Source organism: Pseudomonas sp. MWU16-30317, assembly GCF_020515695.1.
GTDB lineage: Bacteria > Pseudomonadota > Gammaproteobacteria > Pseudomonadales > Pseudomonadaceae > Aquipseudomonas.
Genome location: NZ_JAIWJA010000010.1, coordinates 147,645 through 167,410, shown reverse-complemented (window position 1 = coordinate 167,410; position 19,766 = coordinate 147,645). Strand labels below are relative to the sequence as shown.

Sequence of the window (19,766 nt, the reverse complement as noted above, 5' to 3'; positions counted from 1 at the left end):
AGCAGGAGTCATGATATGGATATCTACCCCCAAGTCCGTCCCGCCAAGGCCAGTGATGCCAGCCTTGTCAGTCGAATTCTCATCCGCTCGTTCCGAGCCGGCTGCGCCCTCGATCATCGTAACAACCCGTTGTTGGTCAATGCCTGGCTGCGCCGCCATTCGGCCGAGCAGGTGAGCGCGTGGTTATCGGACAGCACCGCCCAGGTCGAGGTCGCCTGGCTGCAGGGCAAGCCGGTCGGCGTCGGCATGGTGCGCAACACGGGCGAGGTGAGCCTTTGTTACGTGTTGCCGGAGTTTTTCCGTCGTGGTGTCGGGCAGAGCCTGATGAAGTCTCTGGAGCGGCATCTGGCCCGCATCGGCCAGGCGCGGGTGCTGATCTACAGCACGCTCACCGGCCAGGGTTTCTATCAGCGCCTGGGCTATCGTGAAAACGGCCAGGCGTTGCGGGTGGCGAGCGTGCCGTTGCGGCCGATGCACAAGCCGTTGCCGCCCTTTGAGGCTTGAGCGTGTCCTCAGTCGGCCTTGCCGAACAGCATGCAGGTGGTGGTGCCGGTAGCGTAAAGACGGCCATTGGCGTCGACGATGCGGCCCTCGGCGAGGGCCGTGGAGCGGCCGACGTGCACCACCTTGCCTTCAGCGCGAACCGGGCCGGTGGCCTCGTTCATGCCGCGAACATAACTGATGCGCAGGTCCAGGGTGGTATAGCCCTGGCCCTTTTGCAGGCGGGTATGAATCGCACAACCCATGCACGAATCCAACAGAGTTGCGGCATACCCGCCATGTACCGCCCCTAGAGGATTGTAATGCCTGGCATCCGGGGTGCCCTGAAAGGTGAAGGTGCCAGGTGACCATTCGATGGGCACGAAATCAAGCAACACGCCAATGGGCGGGCAAGGCAGTTCGCCGCGGGCGATGCCTTCGAAGAACTCTTTCGGTTCCAGGGCGCTGACCTGCGCCATGCTCAGGGCGCCTGGTTCACCCAGGGTCGCGCGTATGGCCGCTTCCTGGGCTTTCCATTGGGCAAGCACTTCTTCCAGAGAAAGGGTCTGCATCGGGGCGTTTCCTTGTTCGAGTCGAGGAGGGTGATGCAATAGTATTATGATCGAAATATCAGTGCTGGTCGTATAACCGCCAAACTCCGTGACAAACAGGCCGACTTTGGTGCGCGGAGCCGGCCGCGCGAACTGCCGCCGACGGTTTTTGTTATCCTGCGCGCTTTCGGACGGTGCCACGCGAGCGCCGCCAATTTCATCGAAGGATGATTGCATGTCTGCCAAGCCTCTAGCCCCACCGCTGCGCTTGTCCCGCAGCGACCACAAGACTTTAGGTCTGGCCGCCTTGGGCGGCGCGTTGGAGATCTACGATTTCATCATTTTCGTGTTCTTCGCCCTGACCCTCAGCCAGCTGTTTTTCCCGCCTGAGATGCCCCAGTGGCTGCGCCTGCTGCAAAGCTTCGGGATTTTCGTCACCGGCTATCTGGCCAGGCCCTTGGGCGGCATTCTCATGGCGCACTTCGCTGATCGCATGGGGCGCAAGAAGGTCTTCAGCCTGAGCATCCTGATGATGGCCCTGCCATGCTTGTTGATCGGCGTGATGCCCACCTACGCCGAGATCGGCTACGCCGCCCCGCTCATCCTGCTGGCTCTGCGCATCCTGCAAGGCGCCGCAGTGGGCGGCGAGGTGCCGAGCGCCTGGGTGTTTGTGGCCGAGCACGCCCCGGCCGGGCGTCGTGGCTATGCCTTGGGGTTCCTGCAGGCGGGGCTGACGTTCGGCTACCTGATCGGCGCACTGACCGCCACGGCGCTGGCGCAGTTGTTTTCCCCGCAAGAGATTCTTGCTTACGCCTGGCGCCTGCCGTTTCTGCTGGGTGGTGTGTTTGGCGTGATCGGCGTGTGGTTGCGACGCTGGCTGAGCGAAACGCCGGTATTCCTGGCACTGCGCGAGCGTAATATGCAACGCCAGGAATTGCCGCTGCGCACTGTACTGCGCGAGCACCGCAAGGCCATGTGGCCGGCGGTCATCCTCACCTGTGTGCTGACGTCCGCCGTGGTGGTGCTGGTGGTGATTACGCCAACCTTGATGCAGCAACGTTTCGGCATGACGGCCAGCCACACTTTCGCCCTCAGCAGCCTGGGCATCGTATTCCTCAATATCGGCTGCGTGCTGGCAGGCCTGCTGGTCGATCGCATCGGCGCATGGCGGGCGTTGCTGGTCTACAGCCTGCTGTTGCCGATCGGAGTGGCCGGGCTGTATGCCAGCCTGATCGGTGGCTGGGCCTGGCCGGGAGTGGCCTACGCCTTGGCGGGGCTGGGATGCGGCGTGGTCGGGGTGGTGCCGTCGGTGATGGTCGGATTGTTCCCGGCCGATATCCGCGTCTCGGGTATCTCATTCACCTACAACATCGCCTACGCCGCCTGGGCCAGTACCACGCCGCTGTTGCTGATCGCGCTGGTGCCCTGGAGCCCGTGGGTGTGTGTCGGCTATTGCCTGGTCATGGGCACGGTCGGTGCGTTGACCGCGCTGCGTTTTGCGCCTTCGCCGGGCAAGCCGGCGACGGCAGTGGCGACTGAGCATCCTTGAGCTGCGCGTTACTTCCCTGCACAAAGGCCCTCTCGAGGGCCTTTTTTGTATCTTTTAAAATCCCTAAATATGGGATGTGTATTTATATATTGAGATATTTGCCGGGTCGGCGTTATAGTCGTTGCCAGTGACTCCACGACCTCACTGTCAATAACAACTCAGGTGAAGCGATGCAGGCGCAATTGATCGCGCTCGATTGGGGAACGACTTCCTTGCGAGCTTACAAACTTGGCGCGGCCGGTGCGGTGCTCGACCAGCGCGGCCTGTCCTACGGGATCATGGCGCTGCCCGATACGCCTCGTATCATCCACGGTCAGCTGTGTGAAGACCGTTTCGAACTGGCCTTCGACGAAGCCTGTGGCGATTGGCTCGATGCCCAACCGGGCATTGCCGTGATCGCCTGTGGCATGGTCGGCAGTGCCCAAGGCTGGCAGGAAGTCCCTTACTGCCCGACGCCAACCCAGGTATCCGGACTCGGTAGCCAGTTACAGCGGCTGCGCAGCCGGCGCGGCGTCGATGTCCATCTGGTGCCCGGGGTCATCCAGCGTTCGCGGTTGCCCAACGTCATGCGCGGTGAAGAAACCCAAGTGCTCGGGGTGCTCGAGGATCTGCCTGCCGAGCGCCGCGATGCGCCCTTGCTCATCGGCCTGCCTGGCACCCATTCGAAATGGGTGCAGGTGATCGAGGGTCGCATCGAGCACTTCGATACCTTCATGACCGGTGAGGTCTATGGGCTGCTGTGTGCTCACTCGATCCTCGGTCGCACCCAACAGCGCAGCGAGCACTTCGATCTGCAGGCATTCGATAGCGGCGTCCAGGTGGCGCTGTCGGACGCCGGTGATCTCGGCGTCCTCTCGAATCTGTTCAGTGCCCGCACGCTGGGCCTTACCGGGCAGCTGTCGGGCGCCGAGCAGGGCGATTACCTGTCCGGTTTGATGATCGGCCACGAGCTGCGCGCTGTGGCCCAGGCCCAGCGTCGTCAATCCGCAGGTGCGCAATTGCCCGAGGTGGTGCTGATTGGCAGCGATGCCTTGTGCCAGCGCTACCAGCGGGCCTTGGCCGATGTCGGCTTCAGTGCCGTGAGCCAGGCGCCGCAAGCCACCGAGCGCGGTTTATGGAGCCTGGCCTGCGCGGCCGGGCTGGTGACTTCTTCGTTCAAGGATCTTCGACATGCCTGACATTCATACGCGCGATCTCCTGGCTCAAGCCCTGGCCAGCAACGGTTTGATCGCCATTCTGCGTGGTCTGCAACCCAGCGAGGCCATGGCCATGGGCGATGTGCTGTACAGCGCCGGGCTGCGCATCATCGAGGTACCGCTCAATTCGCCGCAGCCGTTGCAAAGCATCAGCCTGCTGCGTGAGCACTTGCCTGCCGATTGCCTGATCGGCGCCGGCACCGTGCTGAGCCCGGTCCAGGTGGCCGAGGTCAAGGCAGCAGGGGGGCAGTTGATCGTCATGCCCCATAGCGATCCTGCCGTGTTGCAGGCCGCCAAGGCGCAGGGCCTGTATCTGGCGCCCGGCGTGGCAACCCCCACCGAAGCCTTTGCGGCGCTGGCCGCCGGCGCCGATGTGCTCAAGTTGTTCCCGGCCGAGGCGCTGACGCCGGCGGTGGTCAAGGCGTTGCTGGCAGTGCTGCCCAAGGGTACGCGGCTGGTGCCGGTGGGCGGCATCACCCCGGACAACATGGGCGCGTTTGTGGCCGCCGGTGTCGCGGGCTTCGGGCTGGGTTCCGGGCTGTACAAGCCGGGCATGAGTGTCGCCGAAGTTGGCGAGCGGGCCCAGGCCTACGTGGCCGCCTGGAACGCCCTGCACCACTGAAATACCCCTAATTCGAACATCGACAAGAGAAATAAACGATGAAAATCACCAAGCTCACCACCTATATCGTTCCTCCGCGCTGGCTGTTCCTCAAGGTCGAGACCGACGAAGGCGTCAGCGGCTGGGGCGAGCCTGTGGTCGAGGGGCGTGCGCACACCGTGGCGGCCGCCGTCGACGAGTTGTCCGATTACCTGATCGGCAAGGACCCACGCAATATCGAAGACATCTGGACCGTGCTCTATCGCGGCGGCTTCTACCGCGGCGGCGCCATTCACATGAGCGCCCTGGCAGGTATCGACCAGGCCCTGTGGGATATCAAGGGCAAGGCCCTGGGCGTGTCGGTCAGCGATCTGCTGGGCGGGCAGGTGCGTGATCGCATTCGCGTGTATTCCTGGATTGGTGGCGATCGCCCGGCCGACACCGCCCGCGCGGCAAAAGAAGCGGTAGGTCGGGGCTTCACGGCGGTGAAGATGAATGGCACCGAAGAACTACAGTTTCTCGACACCTTCGACAAGGTCGACCTGGCGCTGGCCAACGTCGCGGCCGTGCGCGACGCAGTGGGGCCGAATGTGGGCATCGGCGTCGACTTTCATGGTCGCGTGCACAAGCCTATGGCCAAGGTGCTGATGAAGGAACTCGACCCCTACAAGTTGATGTTCATCGAGGAGCCGGTGCTCAGCGAGAACTACGAGGCGCTCAAGGAGTTGGCTCCGCTGACCAACACTCCGATTGCTCTGGGCGAGCGGTTGTTTTCCCGCTGGGACTTCAAGCGCGTATTGAGCGAGGGTTACGTGGATATCATCCAGCCGGATGCTTCTCACGCCGGCGGCATCACCGAAACCCGCAAGATCGCCAACATGGCCGAAGCCTACGACGTCGCGCTGGCCTTGCATTGTCCATTGGGGCCGATCGCGTTGGCCGCCTGCCTGCAGCTCGATGCGGTCTGCTACAACGCCTTCATCCAGGAGCAGAGCCTGGGCATCCACTACAACGAAAGCAACGACCTGCTCGATTACGTCACGCATCCCGAGGTGTTCGATTACGACAATGGCATGGTGAAGATCCCCAACGGCCCGGGTCTGGGCATCGAGATCAATGAGGAATACGTGAAGGAGCGCGCCGCCATCGGCCACCGCTGGCGCAACCCGATCTGGCGTCATGCTGATGGCAGTTTTGCCGAGTGGTAAAACGCCGTATCACATCAATGGTTGTGTCTGAGCCGGCGAAGAGGCCGGTGCAGGCAACACCATTGTCGCGGTAAAACACATCCACCTCCAACAAAGACAACAAGAGGTATGTGCGATGCAGACTCGAACCCTGGCCGCTTCGGCCTCGGCGGCGACGTTGGCTACGCCCAGTCGCAAGCGCTTTTTCATCATGGTGCTGCTGTTCATTACCGTGGTGATCAACTACCTGGACCGCAGCAATCTGTCCATCGCCGCCCCCGCGCTCACCCGTGAGCTGGGCATCGATCCAGTTCACGTGGGCCTGGTGTTTTCGGCCTTCGGCTGGACCTACGCAGCCATGCAGATCCCCGGAGGCTGGCTTGTGGATCGGGTACCGCCACGGATCCTCTACAGCCTGGCGCTGGCGTTGTGGTCTTTGGCCACGGTGATGCTCGGTTTTGCAGGCAGCTTCGTCGCGCTGTTCGTACTGCGCCTGGCGGTCGGGGCGCTGGAAGCCCCGGCTTATCCGATCAACAGCCGCGTGGTCACCACCTGGTTCCCCGAGCGCGAGCGCGCAACGGCCATTGGTTTCTACACCTCCGGGCAATTCGTCGGGCTGGCGTTCCTGACCCCTGTACTGGCCTGGCTGCAGCAGACCTTCGGCTGGCACATGGTGTTCGTCAGCACCGGTGTACTGGGCGTGGTCTGGGCCGGGGTGTGGTACTGCCTGTACCGCGAGCCGCGGGATTTTCGTGGCGTCAACGATGCCGAGGTAGCGCTGATCCAAGACGGTGGCGGGCTGGTGGACATGCAAGCCAAAGCGGCGCGGACCAAGGCTGCATTCAGCTGGCGTGACTTGGGCATTGTGCTGTCGCAGCGCAAATTGTGGGGCATCTACCTGGGCCAGTATTGCTTGAATTCGACGCTGTGGTTTTTCCTGACGTGGTTTCCCACCTACTTGGTGAAATACCGGGGCATGGACTTCATCAAGTCCGGCTTGCTGGCGTCCGTGCCGTTTCTCGCCGCCTTTGTCGGCGTGCTCTGCTCAGGATTCTTCTCCGATTGGTTGATCCGTCGCGGCGCCAGCATCGGTCTGGCGCGCAAGCTGCCGATCATTGGCGGCCTGCTGATTTCGACGGCCATTATCGGGGCCAATTTCGTCGATTCCACGCCGCTGGTGATTGCCTGCCTGGCGCTGGCATTCTTCGGCAACGGCCTGGCATCGATCACCTGGTCGCTGGTCTCGACCTTGGCACCGGCGCGTCTGCTGGGGCTGACCGGGGGTATGTTCAATTTCATCGGCAATCTGTCGGCGATCAGCACGCCTATCGTCATCGGTTTCCTGGCCACGGGCGATTCCTTTGCGCCGGCCATTACCTATATTGCCGTGATGGCCTTGGTGGGGGCGCTGTCGTACATCCTCCTGGTGGGCAAGGTCGAACGGATCGTGCTCGAAGGCGAACCTGAGCCGCATCCTTGATCCAGCTGGTGCTGCGGGGGCTGGATGCCCATAATGAGCGGGCTTTTTCATCGGATCAGACAAGGCGTTTTCATGCAGGATGATGCATCCAGACTTGGCAAAGACACGCCGCCGACCGGGACCCAAACCCTGTTGCGCGGCCTCGCAGTGGTGCAGGCGGTGGCGGCAGGTGCACGCGATCTGAAGGCGATCGCCCAACAGATCGGCACCACACGCAGTACCACGCACCGGCTGGCCAGTTGCCTGGTGGAGGAGCGTTACCTGCGGGTGTTGCCGCAAGTGGGCTATCTGCTGGGGCCACGGCTGATCGAGCTGGGTTATCAGGCACGCGAGGAAGTGCCATTGGTGGCGTTGGCGACCGGGTATCTGCACGAGTTGTCGCAACTGACCGGCGACACCGTGCACCTGGCGGTTCGCGATGGCGATGAAGTGCTGTATCTGCACAAGAATCCTGGTCGCAATGGGCCGGAAATGCGCTCACGGGTTGGTCATCGCATGCCACTGGCACGCACCGGGATCGGCAAGGCGTTGTTGCTCGACAGTACCGAGCAGGAATGGCAGCGCTTGTACCTGAGCAGCCTGCCCATGGGGGCGGTGCACAGTGGCCGGCCCAATCATGTCGAGCAGACCTGGGCGCAGGTGCTGGAAAGGATGCAGACTTATGTGGCAGGGGGTTATGCCTTCGATCTGGAAGACAACGAACCGTCGATTCGCTGCGTCGCCGCGCCGATTCGCGAGGTCGGTGGGCAGATCATCGCGGCCATCAGTGTGGCGGGCACGGTGCCCTATATGCCGCTGGAGAAGATGCGGGAGCTGACGCCGCTCGTGCAAAAGGCGGCGCGCAGTATCAGTGCCGAGTTGGGCGGCTGATTCAGTTGTAGCGAGCGGGGGCTTGCCCCGAGAGCGGTTTGCCACGAGGGTAATGGTAAAACTGCAATCGAGGGCATGCCCCCTCGCTACAAGTGGTTTGCAGTCTTAACCCTTCAGCGTCGCCATATCGATCACGAACCGATACTTCACATCCCCCTGGATCATGCGCTCGAACGCTTCGTTGATCTGGCGGATATCGAGCATTTCGATATCGCAGGTGATGCCGTGCTCGGCGCAGAAATCCAGCACTTCCTGAGTCTCGGCGATGCCGCCGATCAACGAGCCAGCCAGCACTCGGCGCTTCATCACCAGCTTGCCTGCATGCACTGCAGGGTCGATCGGCTCGATCAGGCCCACGAGGATGTGCACGCCGTCGAAGCGCAAGGTATCCAGGTAGGGGTTGAGGTCGTGCTGCACCGGAATGGTGTCGAGCAGGAAGTCGAAGCGTTCGGCCGCGGCCGCCATCTGCGCCGCGTCGGTGGAGACGATGACGTGATCGGCGCCCTGGCGACGTGCTTCTTCGGCCTTGGCTGCGGAGCGCGTGAACAGGGTGACTTCAGCGCCCATGGCTTTGGCGAACTTGATGCCCATGTGGCCCAGGCCGCCCATGCCGAGGATGCCGACTTTGTCACCGGCCTTGACGCCGTAGTGCTTGAGCGGCGAATAAGTGGTGATGCCGGCGCACAGGATCGGCGCGGCGCTTGCCAGGTCGAGCTTGGCCGGGATGCGCACGACGAAGCGCTCGCTGACCACGATAGCGTTCGAGTAGCCGCCCATGGTGGTGGTGCCGTCGACGCGGTCCGGGGTGGCGTAGGTCATGGTCGGGCCTTCGGAGCAGTATTGCTCCAGGTCCGCCTTGCAGGCTTCGCAATGGGCGCAGGAGTCGACCATGCAGCCGACGCCCACGGTGTCGCCGACTTTGTAGCCGCTGACGCTGGCGCCGACGGCGGTGACTTTGCCAACGATTTCGTGGCCGGGCATCAACGGGTACATGGCGATGCCCCACTCGTTGCGGGCCTGGTGGATATCGGAGTGGCAAACGCCGCAGTAGAGGATCTCGATCGAGACATCATCGGCGCGCAGTGCACGACGCTGGAAGTTCATGGGCGCCAGTGGGCTGGTAGCGGTTTGAGCGGCGTAGCCGATTGCAGTGAACATGGTGATACCTATGCAGCAGAGTTAGCCGCCCATTGTCCCTTTGCGCGAGGGGCAGAGCCATGGCGATTCCTCCGGCACCCTTGTCCATTCCTCCGAAAGTCAAACGATTCAGCCTGGTACTTTGCTGAAATCTGCGATCATGGGCATGTCTGATCCTCTGGTAAGCCGCCTTTTATGTTGACCCGTCACCTCGATGCCAACGCCACGCTGGTGTCGTTGATCCGGCCGTTGGCCACCTGTTCCGGTTTTATCGCTACGTTGCTGCCCGATGTGCGGCTGGTGTGCGCCTATGGCCAGGTCGCGCGGTGCCCGCAGATCTACGAGCCGAGCCTGATCGTCATCGCCCAGGGCAGCAAGATTGCCTACCTCGAAGGGCGCACCCTGGAATATGGCGCCGGGCACTACCTGGTGCAGGCGCTGCCGGTGCCTTTCGAGTACGAGACGTTTGCCAGCCAGGAGCAACCCCTGCTGGGGGTGTATATCCGCTTTGATCGGACCATGCTCGCCGAGCTGGTGCTGGAGATGGGTGAAGAGGGCGCCCCGAGTGCCCAGGCGCAAACACCGGCATCGATGGTTTCGGCGGTCCTTGACGCCTCTATGCGCGAGGCCGTGGAGCGCTTGCTGCGTTGCCTGCAGGACCCTCTCGAATCGCGGATCATGGGGCCGGCGCGGCTGCGCGAGGTACTGTTCGCAGCGTTGCGCGGCAGCCAGGGCGGGGTGTTGCGGGCGTTGGTGCAGCAACAGGGTCAAATGGCACGAGTGGCCGCTTCGCTAAATTATCTGCACCAGCATTTCAGCGACAACCTCGACGTGGCCACGCTGGCAAGTTTTGCCAATATGAGCCCGTCGACCTTTCACGAGCACTTCAAGCGCACCACGCATCTGTCGCCACTGCAATATCTCAAGCGCCTGCGCTTGCTAAAGGCGCAGCAGTTGCTGGCGGCCGAAGGGCTCGGGGTGGCGCAGGTAGCGCATCGAGTCGGGTACCAAAGCACCTCGCAGTTCAGCCGCGAGTACAAGCGCTATTTCGAGCGCAATCCGGGCCAGGAAACGGTGCAGCTGTCATGAAAAAGCCCCCGCAGCATCGACGCTGCGAGGGCTTTTTGAACAGCAGGAGTTACATGTTCGGGTAGGTCGGCCCGCCAGCGCCTTCCGGGGCGACCCAGGTGATGTTCTGCGAAGGGTCCTTGATGTCACAGGTCTTGCAGTGCACGCAGTTCTGGGCGTTGATCTGGAAGCGCTTCTCGCCGTCTTCCTGAGTGATCACCTCGTACACACCGGCCGGGCAGTAGCGCTGCGCGGGCTCGTCGTACAGCGGCAGGTTGGTGCCGATGGGGATGCTCGGGTCCTTGAGCTTGAGGTGGCAGGGTTGTTCCTCTTCATGGTTGGTGCTGGAGAGGAATACCGAGCTGAGCTTGTCGAAGCTGAGCTTGCCATCGGGCTTGGGGTAGGCGATTTTCTGCGAATCGGCGGCGAGCTTGAGGCAGGCATAATCCGGCTTGGTATCATGCAAGGTGAAAGGCAGCTTGCCGCCGAACCAGTTCTGGTCGATGTAGTTGAATGCCGCGCCGACCACGGTGCCGTACTTGTGCATCGCTGGGCCGAAGTTGCGGCTCGCAAACAGCTCTTCATGCAGCCAGCTGGCCTTGAAGCCCTCGACGTACGCGGTCAGAACATCACCGCCTTCACCCCCGGCCAGCAGCGCATCAGCCACCGCTTCGGCGGCGAGCATGCCGGACTTCATCGCGGTGTGGCTGCCCTTGATCTTGGCACCGTTCATGGTGCCCAGGTCGCAACCGATCAGTGCGCCGCCCTTGAAGACCATCTTCGGCAGCGAATTGAGCCCGCCCTTGGCCAGCGCCCGGGCGCCGTAGCTGATGCGCTTGCCGCCTTCCAGATATTGGGCAATCACCGGGTGATGCTTGTAGCGCTGGAATTCGTCGAACGGCGACAGGTATGGATTGCTGTAAGACAGATCGACGATCAGCCCGACCACTACCTGGTTGTTCTCCAGGTGATAGAGGAACGAGCCGCCTTGGTTGGCGTTGTCCAGCGGCCAGCCGGCGGTATGCACTACCAGGCCTTGCTCGTGCCTGGCTGGGTCGACTTCCCAGATTTCCTTGAGGCCGATGCCGTAATGCTGCACATCGGACTCGCTGTCGAGCTGGTAGCGGGCGATCAGCTGCTTGCCGATGTGACCGCGGCAACCCTCGGCGAACAGCGTGTACTTGCCGCGCAGTTCCATGCCTGGGGTGTAGAGGCCTTCCTTGGGATGGCCTTCACGGTCGACGCCGAGGTCGCCAGTGATGATCCCGCGTACCACGCCGTTTTCGTCTATCAGCGCTTCCTGAGCGGCGAAGCCAGGGTAGATCTCTACGCCCAGATTCTCGGCTTGCTGGGCCAGCCAGCGGCACAGATTGCCCAGGGAGATGATGTAGTTGCCGTGGTTGTGCATGGTCTTGGGCACAAACAGGTCAGGGACCTTGATGGAGCCCTTGGCATCGCGCAGCACATAGATATCGTCGCGTTTTACCGGAGTATTGAGCGGCGCGCCGAGTTCCTTCCAGTCCGGGAACAGCTCATTGAGTGCGCGGGGCTCGAACACCGCGCCGGAGAGGATATGGGCACCGACCTCAGAGCCTTTTTCGACCACACAGACGCTCAGCTCCTGGCCGGCCTCGTTGGCTCGCTGCTTCAGGCGGCAGGCGGCAGACAGGCCGGACGGGCCAGCGCCGACGACGACCACGTCGAACTCCATAAATTCGCGTTCCACGGATATCTCCTGTTCAAGGCTCATCGGTTTTTCTAATTAGAGGGGGCTAGCTGTCATCAACCTCCGCTGTAGCGCGGGTAATGATGGACTACACAGCAGGCTTTCCAGGTTGCGCATTATATCTACACCACCGGGGAGGTCCAATACAAACGTTTGTTTGAATTTATCCATCCCCCGGATAATCGGGGTGCGGCAGGCGTGACTGGCCGGTTTCGCTGGTTGACCCTATGGTGCGATGCGGTCAAGATACGGACGGTTTACGTTTGCCCGCAGGTGAACGTTGTGCATCAGGGCTTCTCTAAAAACCAGGCCTCGCCACGCGGTTGCCGCCCACGCAGGCCAGCTGCGCCGCCAGTTGCGCCGTGTGTAGTGAAGTTTACACACCGCGACAGCCAGTGACTCGCGGCTTTTCGCCGCTTGTCATCGAAAGGGTGAGCAAAAAGCTGAATTCGTATTGGCTGCCAACGTTTTAAAGGTGCCTTGTGCCTATGAACACTCGCCCGGCACTGCCCCGGGCGATTTCCCTACACCGGAGAGTAACGAGGAATCCATGAAGGTTCTTGTAGCTGTCAAACGAGTGGTCGACTATAACGTCAAGGTCCGCGTCAAAGCGGACAACTCCGGCGTCGATCTTGCGAACGTCAAGATGTCGATGAACCCTTTCTGCGAAATCGCCGTTGAAGAAGCGGTGCGCTTGAAAGAGAAAGGCGTGGCCAGCGAAATCGTCGTGGTCACCGTTGGCCCGGCCACTGCCCAGGAGCAATTGCGCACCGCGCTCGCGCTGGGTGCCGACCGTGCCATCCTGATCGAGCACGCCGAAGAGCTCACCTCCCTGGGCGTCGCCAAGCTGCTGAAGGCCGTCGTCGACAAGGAGCAGCCACAACTGGTCATCCTCGGCAAGCAGTCGATCGACAGCGACAACAACCAGACGGGCCAGATGCTCGCCGCGCTCAGCGGTTATGCCCAGGGCACTTTCGCGTCCAAGGTCGAAATCAACGGTGACAAGGTCAACGTCACTCGTGAAGTGGACGATGGTCTGCAGACCGTTGCCCTGAACCTGCCGGCGATCGTCACCACCGACCTGCGCCTCAACGAGCCACGCTACGCTTCCTTGCCCAACATCATGAAGGCCAAGAAGAAGCCCCTGGAGACGTTCACGCCAGAGGCTCTGGGTGTATCCGTTGCCTCCACCGTGAAGACCCTCAAGGTCGAAGCGCCTGCCGTACGCAGCGCGGGTATCAAGGTCAAGTCGGTGGCCGAGCTGGTCGAGAAACTCAAAAACGAAGCGAAGGTGATCTGACATGACCATCCTGGTAATCGCTGATTACGTAACTGAAGGTCAGGCCCATACCGGCGTCGCTCCTTCGACTCTGAACACCGTAGCCGCCGCGCAGAAGATCGGTGGCGACATCCACGTGCTGGTTGCCGGCACCGGCGTCGCTGCTGTGGCCGAAGCCGCTGCGAAAATCGCCGGCGTGAGCAAGGTGCTGGTTGCGGACAACGCCGTCTACGCCCACCAGTTGCCGGAAAATGTCGCGCCGCTGATCGTCGAACTGGCTTCCGGCTACAGCCACGTGCTGGCCGCCGCGACCGCCAATGGCAAGAACATCTTGCCCCGCGTCGCTGCTCAGCTGGACGTCGACCAGATCTCCGAGATCGTTTCGGTTGAATCGCCCGACACCTTCAAGCGTCCGATCTATGCCGGTAACGCCATTGCCACCGTGCAATCGAGCGCGGCCATCAAGGTCATCACCGTCCGCGCTACCGGCTTCGACGCCGTGGCCGCTGAAGGGGGTTCGGCTGCCTTGGAGTCGGTCGGCGCTGCACACGATGCGGGCAAATCCTCCTTCGTCGGTGAAGAGCTGGCCAAGTCCGATCGTCCCGAGCTGACAGCAGCGAGCATCGTCGTTTCTGGCGGCCGCGGCATGCAGAACGGCGACAATTTCAAGCACCTCTACAGCCTGGCCGACAAGCTCGGCGCTGCCGTCGGTGCTTCCCGCGCTGCCGTCGACGCAGGCTTCGTGCCCAACGACATGCAGGTCGGTCAAACCGGCAAGATCGTCGCGCCACAGCTGTACATCGCCGTCGGTATCTCCGGCGCGATCCAGCACCTGGCGGGCATGAAGGACTCCAAAGTGATCGTCGCGATCAACAAGGACGAAGAAGCGCCGATCTTCCAGGTCGCCGATTATGGCCTGGTAGCGGATCTGTTCGAGGCAGTACCCGAGTTGGAGAAGCTGGTTTAATCCAGCGGCTTCACTTATAAAGAGCCCGGTCATTGCGGGCTGTCCTGTAGGGGGCAGCCCGAGTGGCCGGGCTTTTTTGGTTTTCGCTCAAAGGAAGTGTTTGTGAGAGTTCACCCGTTTTACCTGCTGCTTGGCGCCCTTGCGCTGGGCGGCTGCGCCAGTGCTCCGGCGCCCATCGAGCAAATGCGCCTGGCTGATCAGGCGCTGGACCAGGCCCGAGCGGTCGGCGCCACCGAGGATACTGCCGAGTTCAAGCTGGCGCTCGAGAAAATGACTCAGGCGCGCAGTGATATGGCTGACGGGGCATTCAAGGCTGCGCGTCTGCAAGCGGAACAAGCCGAGCTCGATGCTCGCGTCGCCGAAGCCAAAGTGCTGACGCAAAAGAGCCAGGATCAACTAGCGGCCAGCAATGTCCGTATCGACCGCCTGCGCAAGCAGTTGCAGGAGGGGAAATGATTTTGAAGTCTTTGCAGATGGCTGCGCCGATGATGACTGCCTGCCTGTTGGCCCTGTCTGGTTGTGCGGTATCTTCCTCGCCCGAGGGCGCTTTGCAGCAAGCTGGTGACCGCTATCAGGCCATACAGGCCGATGCCAATGCGCAGCGTCTGGCGCCCAAGGATGTTGCCCGTGCCGAAGACTCACTCAAGCGCGCCCAGCGCCTGTCCGCGTACTGGGGATCAGGCAGTGATGTGGCGCACTATGCTTACCTGAGCGAGCGCTACAGCGAGATTGCTCGCCTGCATACGGTACTGGAGTTGAATCAGGAGCGTTTGGCCAAGCTCGAGCTGGATCGTCAGCGTCTGCAATCGGCGTTGCGTGAATCGCGGTTGGCCAGTGTGCGTCAGCAGGATCAGTGGGTCGAAGACCAGATCATGAGCCTGACCACCACCGATGCCGATCGCGGCGTGGTATTGACCCTCGGCGACGTACTGTTCGATAGCGGTGAGGCTGAACTGCAGCCCTCTGCCAACCGCACCCTCTTGAAGCTGGTGCAGTACCTGCAGGCCAACTTGAAACGTATCATTCGTATCGAGGGCTATACCGACAATACCGGGGAAAAGAGCTTCAATCTTAGTCTGTCCCGAGATCGCGCGCAGGCGGTGGCTGACATGCTGGTGGACTTGGGCATCGATGAAAAACGCATCGAGGTCCAGGGGTATGGCGATCAATATCCTGTCGAGGCCAATGCGTCGGAGCGGGGAAGGGCGTTGAACCGCCGGGTCGAAGTTGTATTCTCCGATAATCAGGGAGTGCTCGGGGAAGCGCGATAAGTACTGCATCGACAATGGCGCTGCTGAATTGAATATCTGGCAGCGCCGCTGTTTTTTATATAAATTTCAAATCGCCTTGTTCAATCGGGTGATCGCGCGTTCGTACATGCGATTGCGGCGATGGCCCTTGCCGTAACCGCCGCAGGCTGCGACCGTACCTGATTGAATATGATCGAGATACTTGAATAGTCGCCGGGCCGAAATTTCCGCTATGGAATAGCCTGAAGCAGTCATTCGATCTTGTAGGGTATAGCCCGGAACTTGTTCGTCCATGCAGAAATGCAGGCCATGTTGTTTGATTGCCTTGCTGTTCCATAACGTGCAAAAACTTTTCAGATGTATTTCCTTCCATGGCTTGGGGATTCGCCCTGGAACACCCAGCGCCTGCAGCATTCGCCGATAATGGTGTTTGCAATAACGAGAACAGAAGCGCCAAGAGGTACGCAGCAGGCCGCGATCCAGCTGCTCGACGCAGCCAACCGCCGCGACCTTAGGGTCTTGGGTGCAGAGATCAAGCATCAGCTTGAACACCTGATCATCGAAGATGAAGGTGTCGGTGTGCATCAGCAGAATATAGTCGGTGTCGATGCGCTCCAGTATCATGTCCAAGGCCTTGCCATGTGCAATGTGCCCCAGCTCTCCTTCAGGCTGTACGCGCTCGATCAGATTGATCCACGGCAGACTGCGCAGGTAGGCGGTGCTTTCATCCGCCGAGTTGTTATCCACCACCCATACGGGAACATTTGTATTGACCAGATGCTTTTGCAGAAGCTCCAGGCAGGTTTTAGTCATTTCGCATGTCTTGTAGTTTACAAGTGCAATGCTGAACGTCGCTTTAGATGATGACGGTTGCACATAGGTATTCATAGGGTGCCCTGTAACGGCTGTATTACAGTGTTATTACAAAGATAACTCCACATCCACTTCGCTCGCCGCTACCCGCTCGGGCCCGTGGCTTTGACATACTTCTCTGACGCGTTGGAGCGTGTCGACAAAACTGATTCGATATCAAAGGTGTCAGGTGTGCATGCAGCAATATCGGGTTACTATCATTCGGCGAACGTGAAAAATTTGTCATGTGGCGGTTGGAAATTTGTACCTGAAATGTAACTGAATGTTAATTTGAGAGTGCCTGAGCAGATGTTTCCAGATTATTTCAATAGTTAAATAATTAGTACTACCTGTTCCGGTGGAGCTTGCCATCACGATGGAATCCTGCTCGTGCGATCAATGTGGGGTGTACCTCTGCATTCAGATTGTGTTGCCCCGACGTGCTGCATCCGACCTATCAGAACTGTGAGTACCCTTGGCGATGGACGTCTGCGCTAATAGGGGTGCTGCAAGCAGCATTTCGCTGACGTGCTAGCCAAGGAGATTTGAAATGAGTAATGAAAACGACAACGAAATCGACAACGATGATCTGCCACCCCTGGTTCCGGTGCCAGGTGTCGACGGAACACGTCCAGTACGGGATCTTAAGATCGCGATAGATGGAACTGTTGGTTACCACTTTGGCATGAGCTATTTCCAGCAACATGCCTTTACCACCGTGCATGCAACGTTGCCCGAATACTTCAAGAGTGACCATTGGCAATTGACTGTACGCTGGCAACAGCTGTCAGGGCGTTATGTGACATTGCACAATGAAATAATTAGGCCTTCAGGGGACGTGGTGCAGCTAGATCACCGCGTGACGAAAGCTACTGTGCAGGGGTGGTTCAACCGCAGTATTGGGGAGGGTACCCAGGCGATCCCTTGGGACGTACAGATTGACGCTGTTATAGGTGGGGAGGCGTATTCGGACATCGTGCGCTTTACCGTGTCGCTTTTCTGAGCGGGTAAGCGGATGCTTCGAGCGATGTGCTACGTAGTCGCTGGCGCATTCGCTCCATTCGAAAACTGTGCCCGTACACTTCGCAACTGTAGTGGTAGGATAGCGCCAGCCAGTGTACGGAGCGCGGCCCCATGACCAGTCTTTTGCTTTACCAGCGTATCGCCCAGCAGTTGGCCGAAGATATTCGCCGTGGCGTGTATCGACCCGGGGAGCGGGTGCCGTCCGTGCGCAAAATGAGCGCGCAGCTCAGCGTCAGCCATGCCACAGTGCTGCAGGCCTATGCCAACCTCGAAGATCAGGGGTTGATCCGCGCGCGGCCGCAATCTGGCTATTACGTGCACCAGACGCCGGCGCTGACCGCCACCACCCCGGACATCGCCAGGGTCGAGCGCCCTGGCCTGGTGACCCGCAGCAGCATCATCCAGCAAGTGCTGGACGAGTCGCGTCGCGAAGGGGTTTTTCCCTTGGGCGCTGCGGTGCCCCATGTCGATTATCTGCCCGTGCGTGCGCTGCACCAGCAAATTGCCAAGGTCACTCGGTTCCAGAGTCCGCGGGCCTTCAGTTACATGTTCAGTCCCGGCTTCGAACCGTTGCGTCGGCAGATTGCCATCCGCATGCGCGATGCCGGTGTGGTGGTCGACCCTGCAGACATTGTCATCACCCACGGCTGTGTCGATGCGCTGCAGATGGCCTTGCGGGTGCTCACTCGTCCGGGCGACCTGATCGCCGCTGAGTCACCGACTTATTACGGGCTTTTGCAGTTGGCCGACCTGCTGGGTTTGAAGGTTATCGAGATTCCCAGTGATCCGGCCAACGGCATCAGCATCGAGGCTTTGCAGCTGGCGGCCAACCAGTGGTCGATCAAGGCCCTCGTGCTGACCCCACGGCTGAGTAATCCCTTGGGCGGCGCCATGCCTGAGGAGCGTCAGAAGCAACTGTTACGGCTGGCTTCGGATTTTGATATTCAGATCGTCGAGGATGATATCTACGGCGAGCTGATGTTCGAGCAGGGGCGTTACAAGGCGCTCAAGTCCTACGACCGACTGGGCCACGTGATCTATTGTTCGAGCTTTTCCAAGACGCTCTCGCCAGGGGTGCGGATCGGTTGGATGATTGCGGGCAAGTATCAGGCCGAGGTCCAGCGCCTGCAAACGTTCAGCACCCATTCAGCGTGCAGCGTGACGCAGATGGGCATTGCCAGTTATCTGGAGAACGGTGGCTACGACCGGCATCTGCGCTTCATTCGCCAAGAGTATCGCAAGAATCTCAGCGCCTATCAGTTGGCGGTGCAGCAGTTCTTTCCGGAGGGCACACAGATGACCCGTCCAGTGGGCGGGTTCATTCTATGGGTCAGCCTGCCGGGTCGGGTGAACACCCAGGAGTTGCACGTCCGGGCGCTGGAGCAGGGCATCAGTATTGCGCCGGGGTTGATCTTCAGTAACACCGAGCAGTTCAACCACTGCATTCGTCTCAATTGCGGTATCCCGTGGAACCGCGAAGCGGAGCGGGCGCTGATGACGCTGGGGATGTTGGCCAGCCAATTGTGTCAGGAAGTTGCGTCGGGCAGTTTTCTCTAGGTTTGCGCGCGAGTGGCTCTTGCCAGTCGCAAGCGGAACGGGGAGCATAGAGTTTTCTCGGCATTTGCTGGGCTGCCTCATGAACCTACTGAAGAATTTCCGTTGTGTGTTTCTGAGCTTGGCGCTTCTTGCGCCCGTCACGCTTGCCGCTGGGCCATCCAGCCCTGCGCCGGCGGCGGAAAAATCGCCGGCTTCAACCCGCTCCTCTCCTGCCAGCAAACCCAGCGCAAAGGCCGGGTCCGCAAAGTCAGCCGCCAAGGCTTCCACGCAAGCGAAGAAAACGCCTGCCAGCAAGGTGGCGCGCAAGGGCAAGGCGCGCAAGGACTCCGATGTGCTGGCGACACCCGTGCCCGCCGCCCAGTTGGATCTGACGCTGCCAAAGGCGATGGTCGACAAGCTCGAGCCGCCCGCCAAGGAGGCCCAGAAGCCCTCTGCGGGCAATCCCATACTCCCGCAGATGTTCGCCGAGAAGAAGCCCGATACTGATGACTTCCAGCTTAACGGCCGCATCTTGAACAACGAAATGGGCCTGCCGATGATTCGCAACGAAGGCCGTCGCGACATCGAAGGCGCCGCCCTCGACTTCAAGTTCAGGCAATAAATTGAAACGGCCCGAACGCGAAATTTTCGTGGGCGCAATTTCAAACGTCCGTTTTAGCGGTTACTATCGCGGCTGTTCGACCCCTTTCTGCCTGAGGTGACTGTCATCATGAAGTGTCGTGAAGGCTGCGGTGCCTGCTGCATCGCGCCATCCATCAGTTCGCCTATACCTGGAATGCCCGATGGCAAGCCTGCGGGAGTGCGCTGCGTGCAATTGTCCGCAGCCAATCTGTGCGCGATTTTCGGCCAGGCCGCGCGGCCAGCGGTGTGCGGGCAGTTCGATGCCGATATCGAGGTATGCGGCACCAGTAACGCTGAGGCAATGCGCTTGCTGACCTGGATGGAAGCAGTGACGGCGGCTTGAGTGGGGAGGGTGTTCGTTTCGCGAGATCT

20 protein-coding genes are annotated in these 19,766 nt (G+C 60.6%); 16 read left to right on the top strand and 4 right to left on the bottom strand.

Features of this window, described 5'->3' with window-relative positions:
- Window positions 1-15 precede the first annotated feature (15 nt).
- Window positions 16-504, top strand: coding sequence for a GNAT family N-acetyltransferase (locus LIX93_RS24390; protein ID WP_226506633.1), 489 nt, complete (start codon window positions 16-18; stop codon window positions 502-504).
- Between the two features lie 8 nt (window positions 505-512).
- On the opposite strand, the gene LIX93_RS24385 is transcribed toward LIX93_RS24390, so the two are convergent.
- Window positions 513-1,052 carry a PaaI family thioesterase gene (locus LIX93_RS24385; RefSeq protein WP_226506632.1) on the bottom strand — a complete coding sequence of 180 codons (540 nt, stop codon included), beginning with the start codon at window positions 1,050-1,052 and terminating at the stop codon, window positions 513-515.
- Window positions 1,053-1,266: 214 nt separating this feature from the next.
- On the opposite strand from LIX93_RS24385, the gene LIX93_RS24380 reads away from it, so the two are divergent.
- The 6 genes from LIX93_RS24380 to LIX93_RS24355 all read left to right on the top strand — a co-directional run bounded on the left by LIX93_RS24380 (window position 1,267) and on the right by LIX93_RS24355 (window position 7,914).
- Entirely contained in the window at window positions 1,267-2,580 is a 1,314-nt protein-coding gene (locus LIX93_RS24380; protein WP_226506631.1) for an MFS transporter, read from the top strand.
- A 170-nt stretch (window positions 2,581-2,750) separates the two neighbouring features.
- On the top strand, window positions 2,751-3,758 hold the full coding sequence (locus LIX93_RS24375) for a 2-dehydro-3-deoxygalactonokinase (protein ID WP_226506630.1): 1,008 nt from the start codon (window positions 2,751-2,753) through the stop codon (window positions 3,756-3,758).
- On the top strand, window positions 3,751-4,398 hold the full coding sequence (locus LIX93_RS24370; RefSeq protein WP_226506629.1) for a 2-dehydro-3-deoxy-6-phosphogalactonate aldolase: 648 nt from the start codon (window positions 3,751-3,753) through the stop codon (window positions 4,396-4,398). The genes LIX93_RS24375 and LIX93_RS24370 overlap by 8 nt, the downstream gene beginning before the upstream one ends.
- A 38-nt stretch (window positions 4,399-4,436) precedes the next feature.
- Entirely contained in the window at window positions 4,437-5,585 is a 1,149-nt protein-coding gene (gene dgoD / locus LIX93_RS24365; RefSeq protein WP_226506628.1) for a galactonate dehydratase, read from the top strand.
- A 115-nt stretch (window positions 5,586-5,700) separates the two neighbouring features.
- On the top strand, window positions 5,701-7,044 hold the full coding sequence (locus tag LIX93_RS24360) for an MFS transporter (RefSeq protein ID WP_226506627.1): 1,344 nt from the start codon (window positions 5,701-5,703) through the stop codon (window positions 7,042-7,044).
- Window positions 7,045-7,116: 72 nt separating this feature from the next.
- The gene (locus tag LIX93_RS24355; protein WP_226506626.1) at window positions 7,117-7,914 is read left to right on the top strand and encodes an IclR family transcriptional regulator; all 798 of its coding nucleotides are present in this window, start codon (window positions 7,117-7,119) and stop codon (window positions 7,912-7,914) included.
- Between the two features lie 105 nt (window positions 7,915-8,019).
- On the opposite strand, the gene LIX93_RS24350 is transcribed toward LIX93_RS24355, so the two are convergent.
- Complete coding sequence (locus tag LIX93_RS24350; RefSeq protein ID WP_226506625.1) at window positions 8,020-9,072, bottom strand: NAD(P)-dependent alcohol dehydrogenase; 1,053 nt, start codon at window positions 9,070-9,072, stop codon at window positions 8,020-8,022.
- 174 nt (window positions 9,073-9,246) lie between these two features.
- Between LIX93_RS24350 and LIX93_RS24345 the strand changes: the two genes are divergently transcribed.
- The gene (locus tag LIX93_RS24345) at window positions 9,247-10,140 is read left to right on the top strand and encodes an AraC family transcriptional regulator (protein WP_226506624.1); all 894 of its coding nucleotides are present in this window, start codon (window positions 9,247-9,249) and stop codon (window positions 10,138-10,140) included.
- Between the two features lie 49 nt (window positions 10,141-10,189).
- Here the strand turns inward: LIX93_RS24345 and LIX93_RS24340 are convergent, their stop codons facing one another.
- Window positions 10,190-11,845, bottom strand: coding sequence for an electron transfer flavoprotein-ubiquinone oxidoreductase (locus tag LIX93_RS24340; RefSeq protein WP_226506623.1), 1,656 nt, complete (start codon window positions 11,843-11,845; stop codon window positions 10,190-10,192).
- Between the two features lie 550 nt (window positions 11,846-12,395).
- On the opposite strand from LIX93_RS24340, the gene LIX93_RS24335 reads away from it, so the two are divergent.
- The 4 genes from LIX93_RS24335 to LIX93_RS24320 all read left to right on the top strand — a co-directional run bounded on the left by LIX93_RS24335 (window position 12,396) and on the right by LIX93_RS24320 (window position 15,362).
- On the top strand, window positions 12,396-13,145 hold the full coding sequence (locus LIX93_RS24335; RefSeq protein WP_226506622.1) for an electron transfer flavoprotein subunit beta/FixA family protein: 750 nt from the start codon (window positions 12,396-12,398) through the stop codon (window positions 13,143-13,145).
- A gap of 1 nt (window position 13,146) precedes the next feature.
- Entirely contained in the window at window positions 13,147-14,091 is a 945-nt protein-coding gene (locus LIX93_RS24330) for an FAD-binding protein (protein WP_226506621.1), read from the top strand.
- A gap of 102 nt (window positions 14,092-14,193) precedes the next feature.
- Complete coding sequence (locus LIX93_RS24325; protein WP_226506620.1) at window positions 14,194-14,547, top strand: DUF4398 domain-containing protein; 354 nt, start codon at window positions 14,194-14,196, stop codon at window positions 14,545-14,547.
- Entirely contained in the window at window positions 14,544-15,362 is an 819-nt protein-coding gene (locus LIX93_RS24320) for an OmpA family protein (protein ID WP_226506619.1), read from the top strand. Before LIX93_RS24325 ends, LIX93_RS24320 begins: the two co-directional genes overlap by 4 nt.
- Window positions 15,363-15,428: 66 nt before the next feature.
- Here LIX93_RS24320 and LIX93_RS24315 read toward each other — a convergent pair whose 3' ends face one another.
- A complete protein-coding gene (locus tag LIX93_RS24315; RefSeq protein ID WP_226506618.1) occupies window positions 15,429-16,229 on the bottom strand; it encodes a glycosyltransferase in 801 nt (266 codons plus the stop codon).
- Between the two features lie 514 nt (window positions 16,230-16,743).
- On the opposite strand from LIX93_RS24315, the gene LIX93_RS24310 reads away from it, so the two are divergent.
- From LIX93_RS24310 to LIX93_RS24295, 4 genes are all read left to right on the top strand, one after another.
- On the top strand, window positions 16,744-17,196 hold the full coding sequence (locus tag LIX93_RS24310; protein ID WP_226506617.1) for a hypothetical protein: 453 nt from the start codon (window positions 16,744-16,746) through the stop codon (window positions 17,194-17,196).
- A 131-nt stretch (window positions 17,197-17,327) separates the two neighbouring features.
- Window positions 17,328-18,773 (top strand): PLP-dependent aminotransferase family protein, encoded by a 1,446-nt coding sequence (locus LIX93_RS24305; RefSeq protein ID WP_226506616.1) that lies wholly within the window; start codon window positions 17,328-17,330, stop codon window positions 18,771-18,773.
- A 79-nt stretch (window positions 18,774-18,852) separates the two neighbouring features.
- Window positions 18,853-19,374 (top strand): translation initiation factor 2, encoded by a 522-nt coding sequence (locus LIX93_RS24300; protein WP_226506615.1) that lies wholly within the window; start codon window positions 18,853-18,855, stop codon window positions 19,372-19,374.
- 108 nt (window positions 19,375-19,482) lie between these two features.
- Entirely contained in the window at window positions 19,483-19,737 is a 255-nt protein-coding gene (locus tag LIX93_RS24295; protein ID WP_226506614.1) for a YkgJ family cysteine cluster protein, read from the top strand.
- The last annotated feature ends 29 nt before the right edge of the window (window positions 19,738-19,766 follow it).

Bases quoted from the DNA above. Each gene is read 5' to 3' on its own strand.
- LIX93_RS24310 (WP_226506617.1), top strand. From the start codon at position 16,744: ATGAGTAATGAAAACGACAACGAAATCGACAACGATGATCTGCCACCC.
- LIX93_RS24360 (WP_226506627.1), top strand. From the start codon at position 5,701: ATGCAGACTCGAACCCTGGCCGCTTCGGCCTCGGCGGCGACGTTGGCT.
- LIX93_RS24390 (WP_226506633.1), top strand. From the start codon at position 16: ATGGATATCTACCCCCAAGTCCGTCCCGCCAAGGCCAGTGATGCCAGC.
- LIX93_RS24370 (WP_226506629.1), top strand. From the start codon at position 3,751: ATGCCTGACATTCATACGCGCGATCTCCTGGCTCAAGCCCTGGCCAGC.
- LIX93_RS24335 (WP_226506622.1), top strand. From the start codon at position 12,396: ATGAAGGTTCTTGTAGCTGTCAAACGAGTGGTCGACTATAACGTCAAG.
- LIX93_RS24300 (WP_226506615.1), top strand. From the start codon at position 18,853: ATGAACCTACTGAAGAATTTCCGTTGTGTGTTTCTGAGCTTGGCGCTT.
- LIX93_RS24355 (WP_226506626.1), top strand. From the start codon at position 7,117: ATGCAGGATGATGCATCCAGACTTGGCAAAGACACGCCGCCGACCGGG.
- LIX93_RS24385 (WP_226506632.1), bottom strand. From the start codon at position 1,052: ATGCAGACCCTTTCTCTGGAAGAAGTGCTTGCCCAATGGAAAGCCCAG.
- LIX93_RS24320 (WP_226506619.1), top strand. From the start codon at position 14,544: ATGATTTTGAAGTCTTTGCAGATGGCTGCGCCGATGATGACTGCCTGC.
- LIX93_RS24345 (WP_226506624.1), top strand. From the start codon at position 9,247: ATGTTGACCCGTCACCTCGATGCCAACGCCACGCTGGTGTCGTTGATC.
- dgoD (WP_226506628.1), top strand. From the start codon at position 4,437: ATGAAAATCACCAAGCTCACCACCTATATCGTTCCTCCGCGCTGGCTG.
- LIX93_RS24350 (WP_226506625.1), bottom strand. From the start codon at position 9,072: ATGTTCACTGCAATCGGCTACGCCGCTCAAACCGCTACCAGCCCACTG.
- LIX93_RS24295 (WP_226506614.1), top strand. From the start codon at position 19,483: ATGAAGTGTCGTGAAGGCTGCGGTGCCTGCTGCATCGCGCCATCCATC.
- LIX93_RS24375 (WP_226506630.1), top strand. From the start codon at position 2,751: ATGCAGGCGCAATTGATCGCGCTCGATTGGGGAACGACTTCCTTGCGA.
- LIX93_RS24330 (WP_226506621.1), top strand. From the start codon at position 13,147: ATGACCATCCTGGTAATCGCTGATTACGTAACTGAAGGTCAGGCCCAT.
- LIX93_RS24380 (WP_226506631.1), top strand. From the start codon at position 1,267: ATGTCTGCCAAGCCTCTAGCCCCACCGCTGCGCTTGTCCCGCAGCGAC.
- LIX93_RS24305 (WP_226506616.1), top strand. From the start codon at position 17,328: ATGACCAGTCTTTTGCTTTACCAGCGTATCGCCCAGCAGTTGGCCGAA.
- LIX93_RS24315 (WP_226506618.1), bottom strand. From the start codon at position 16,229: ATGAATACCTATGTGCAACCGTCATCATCTAAAGCGACGTTCAGCATT.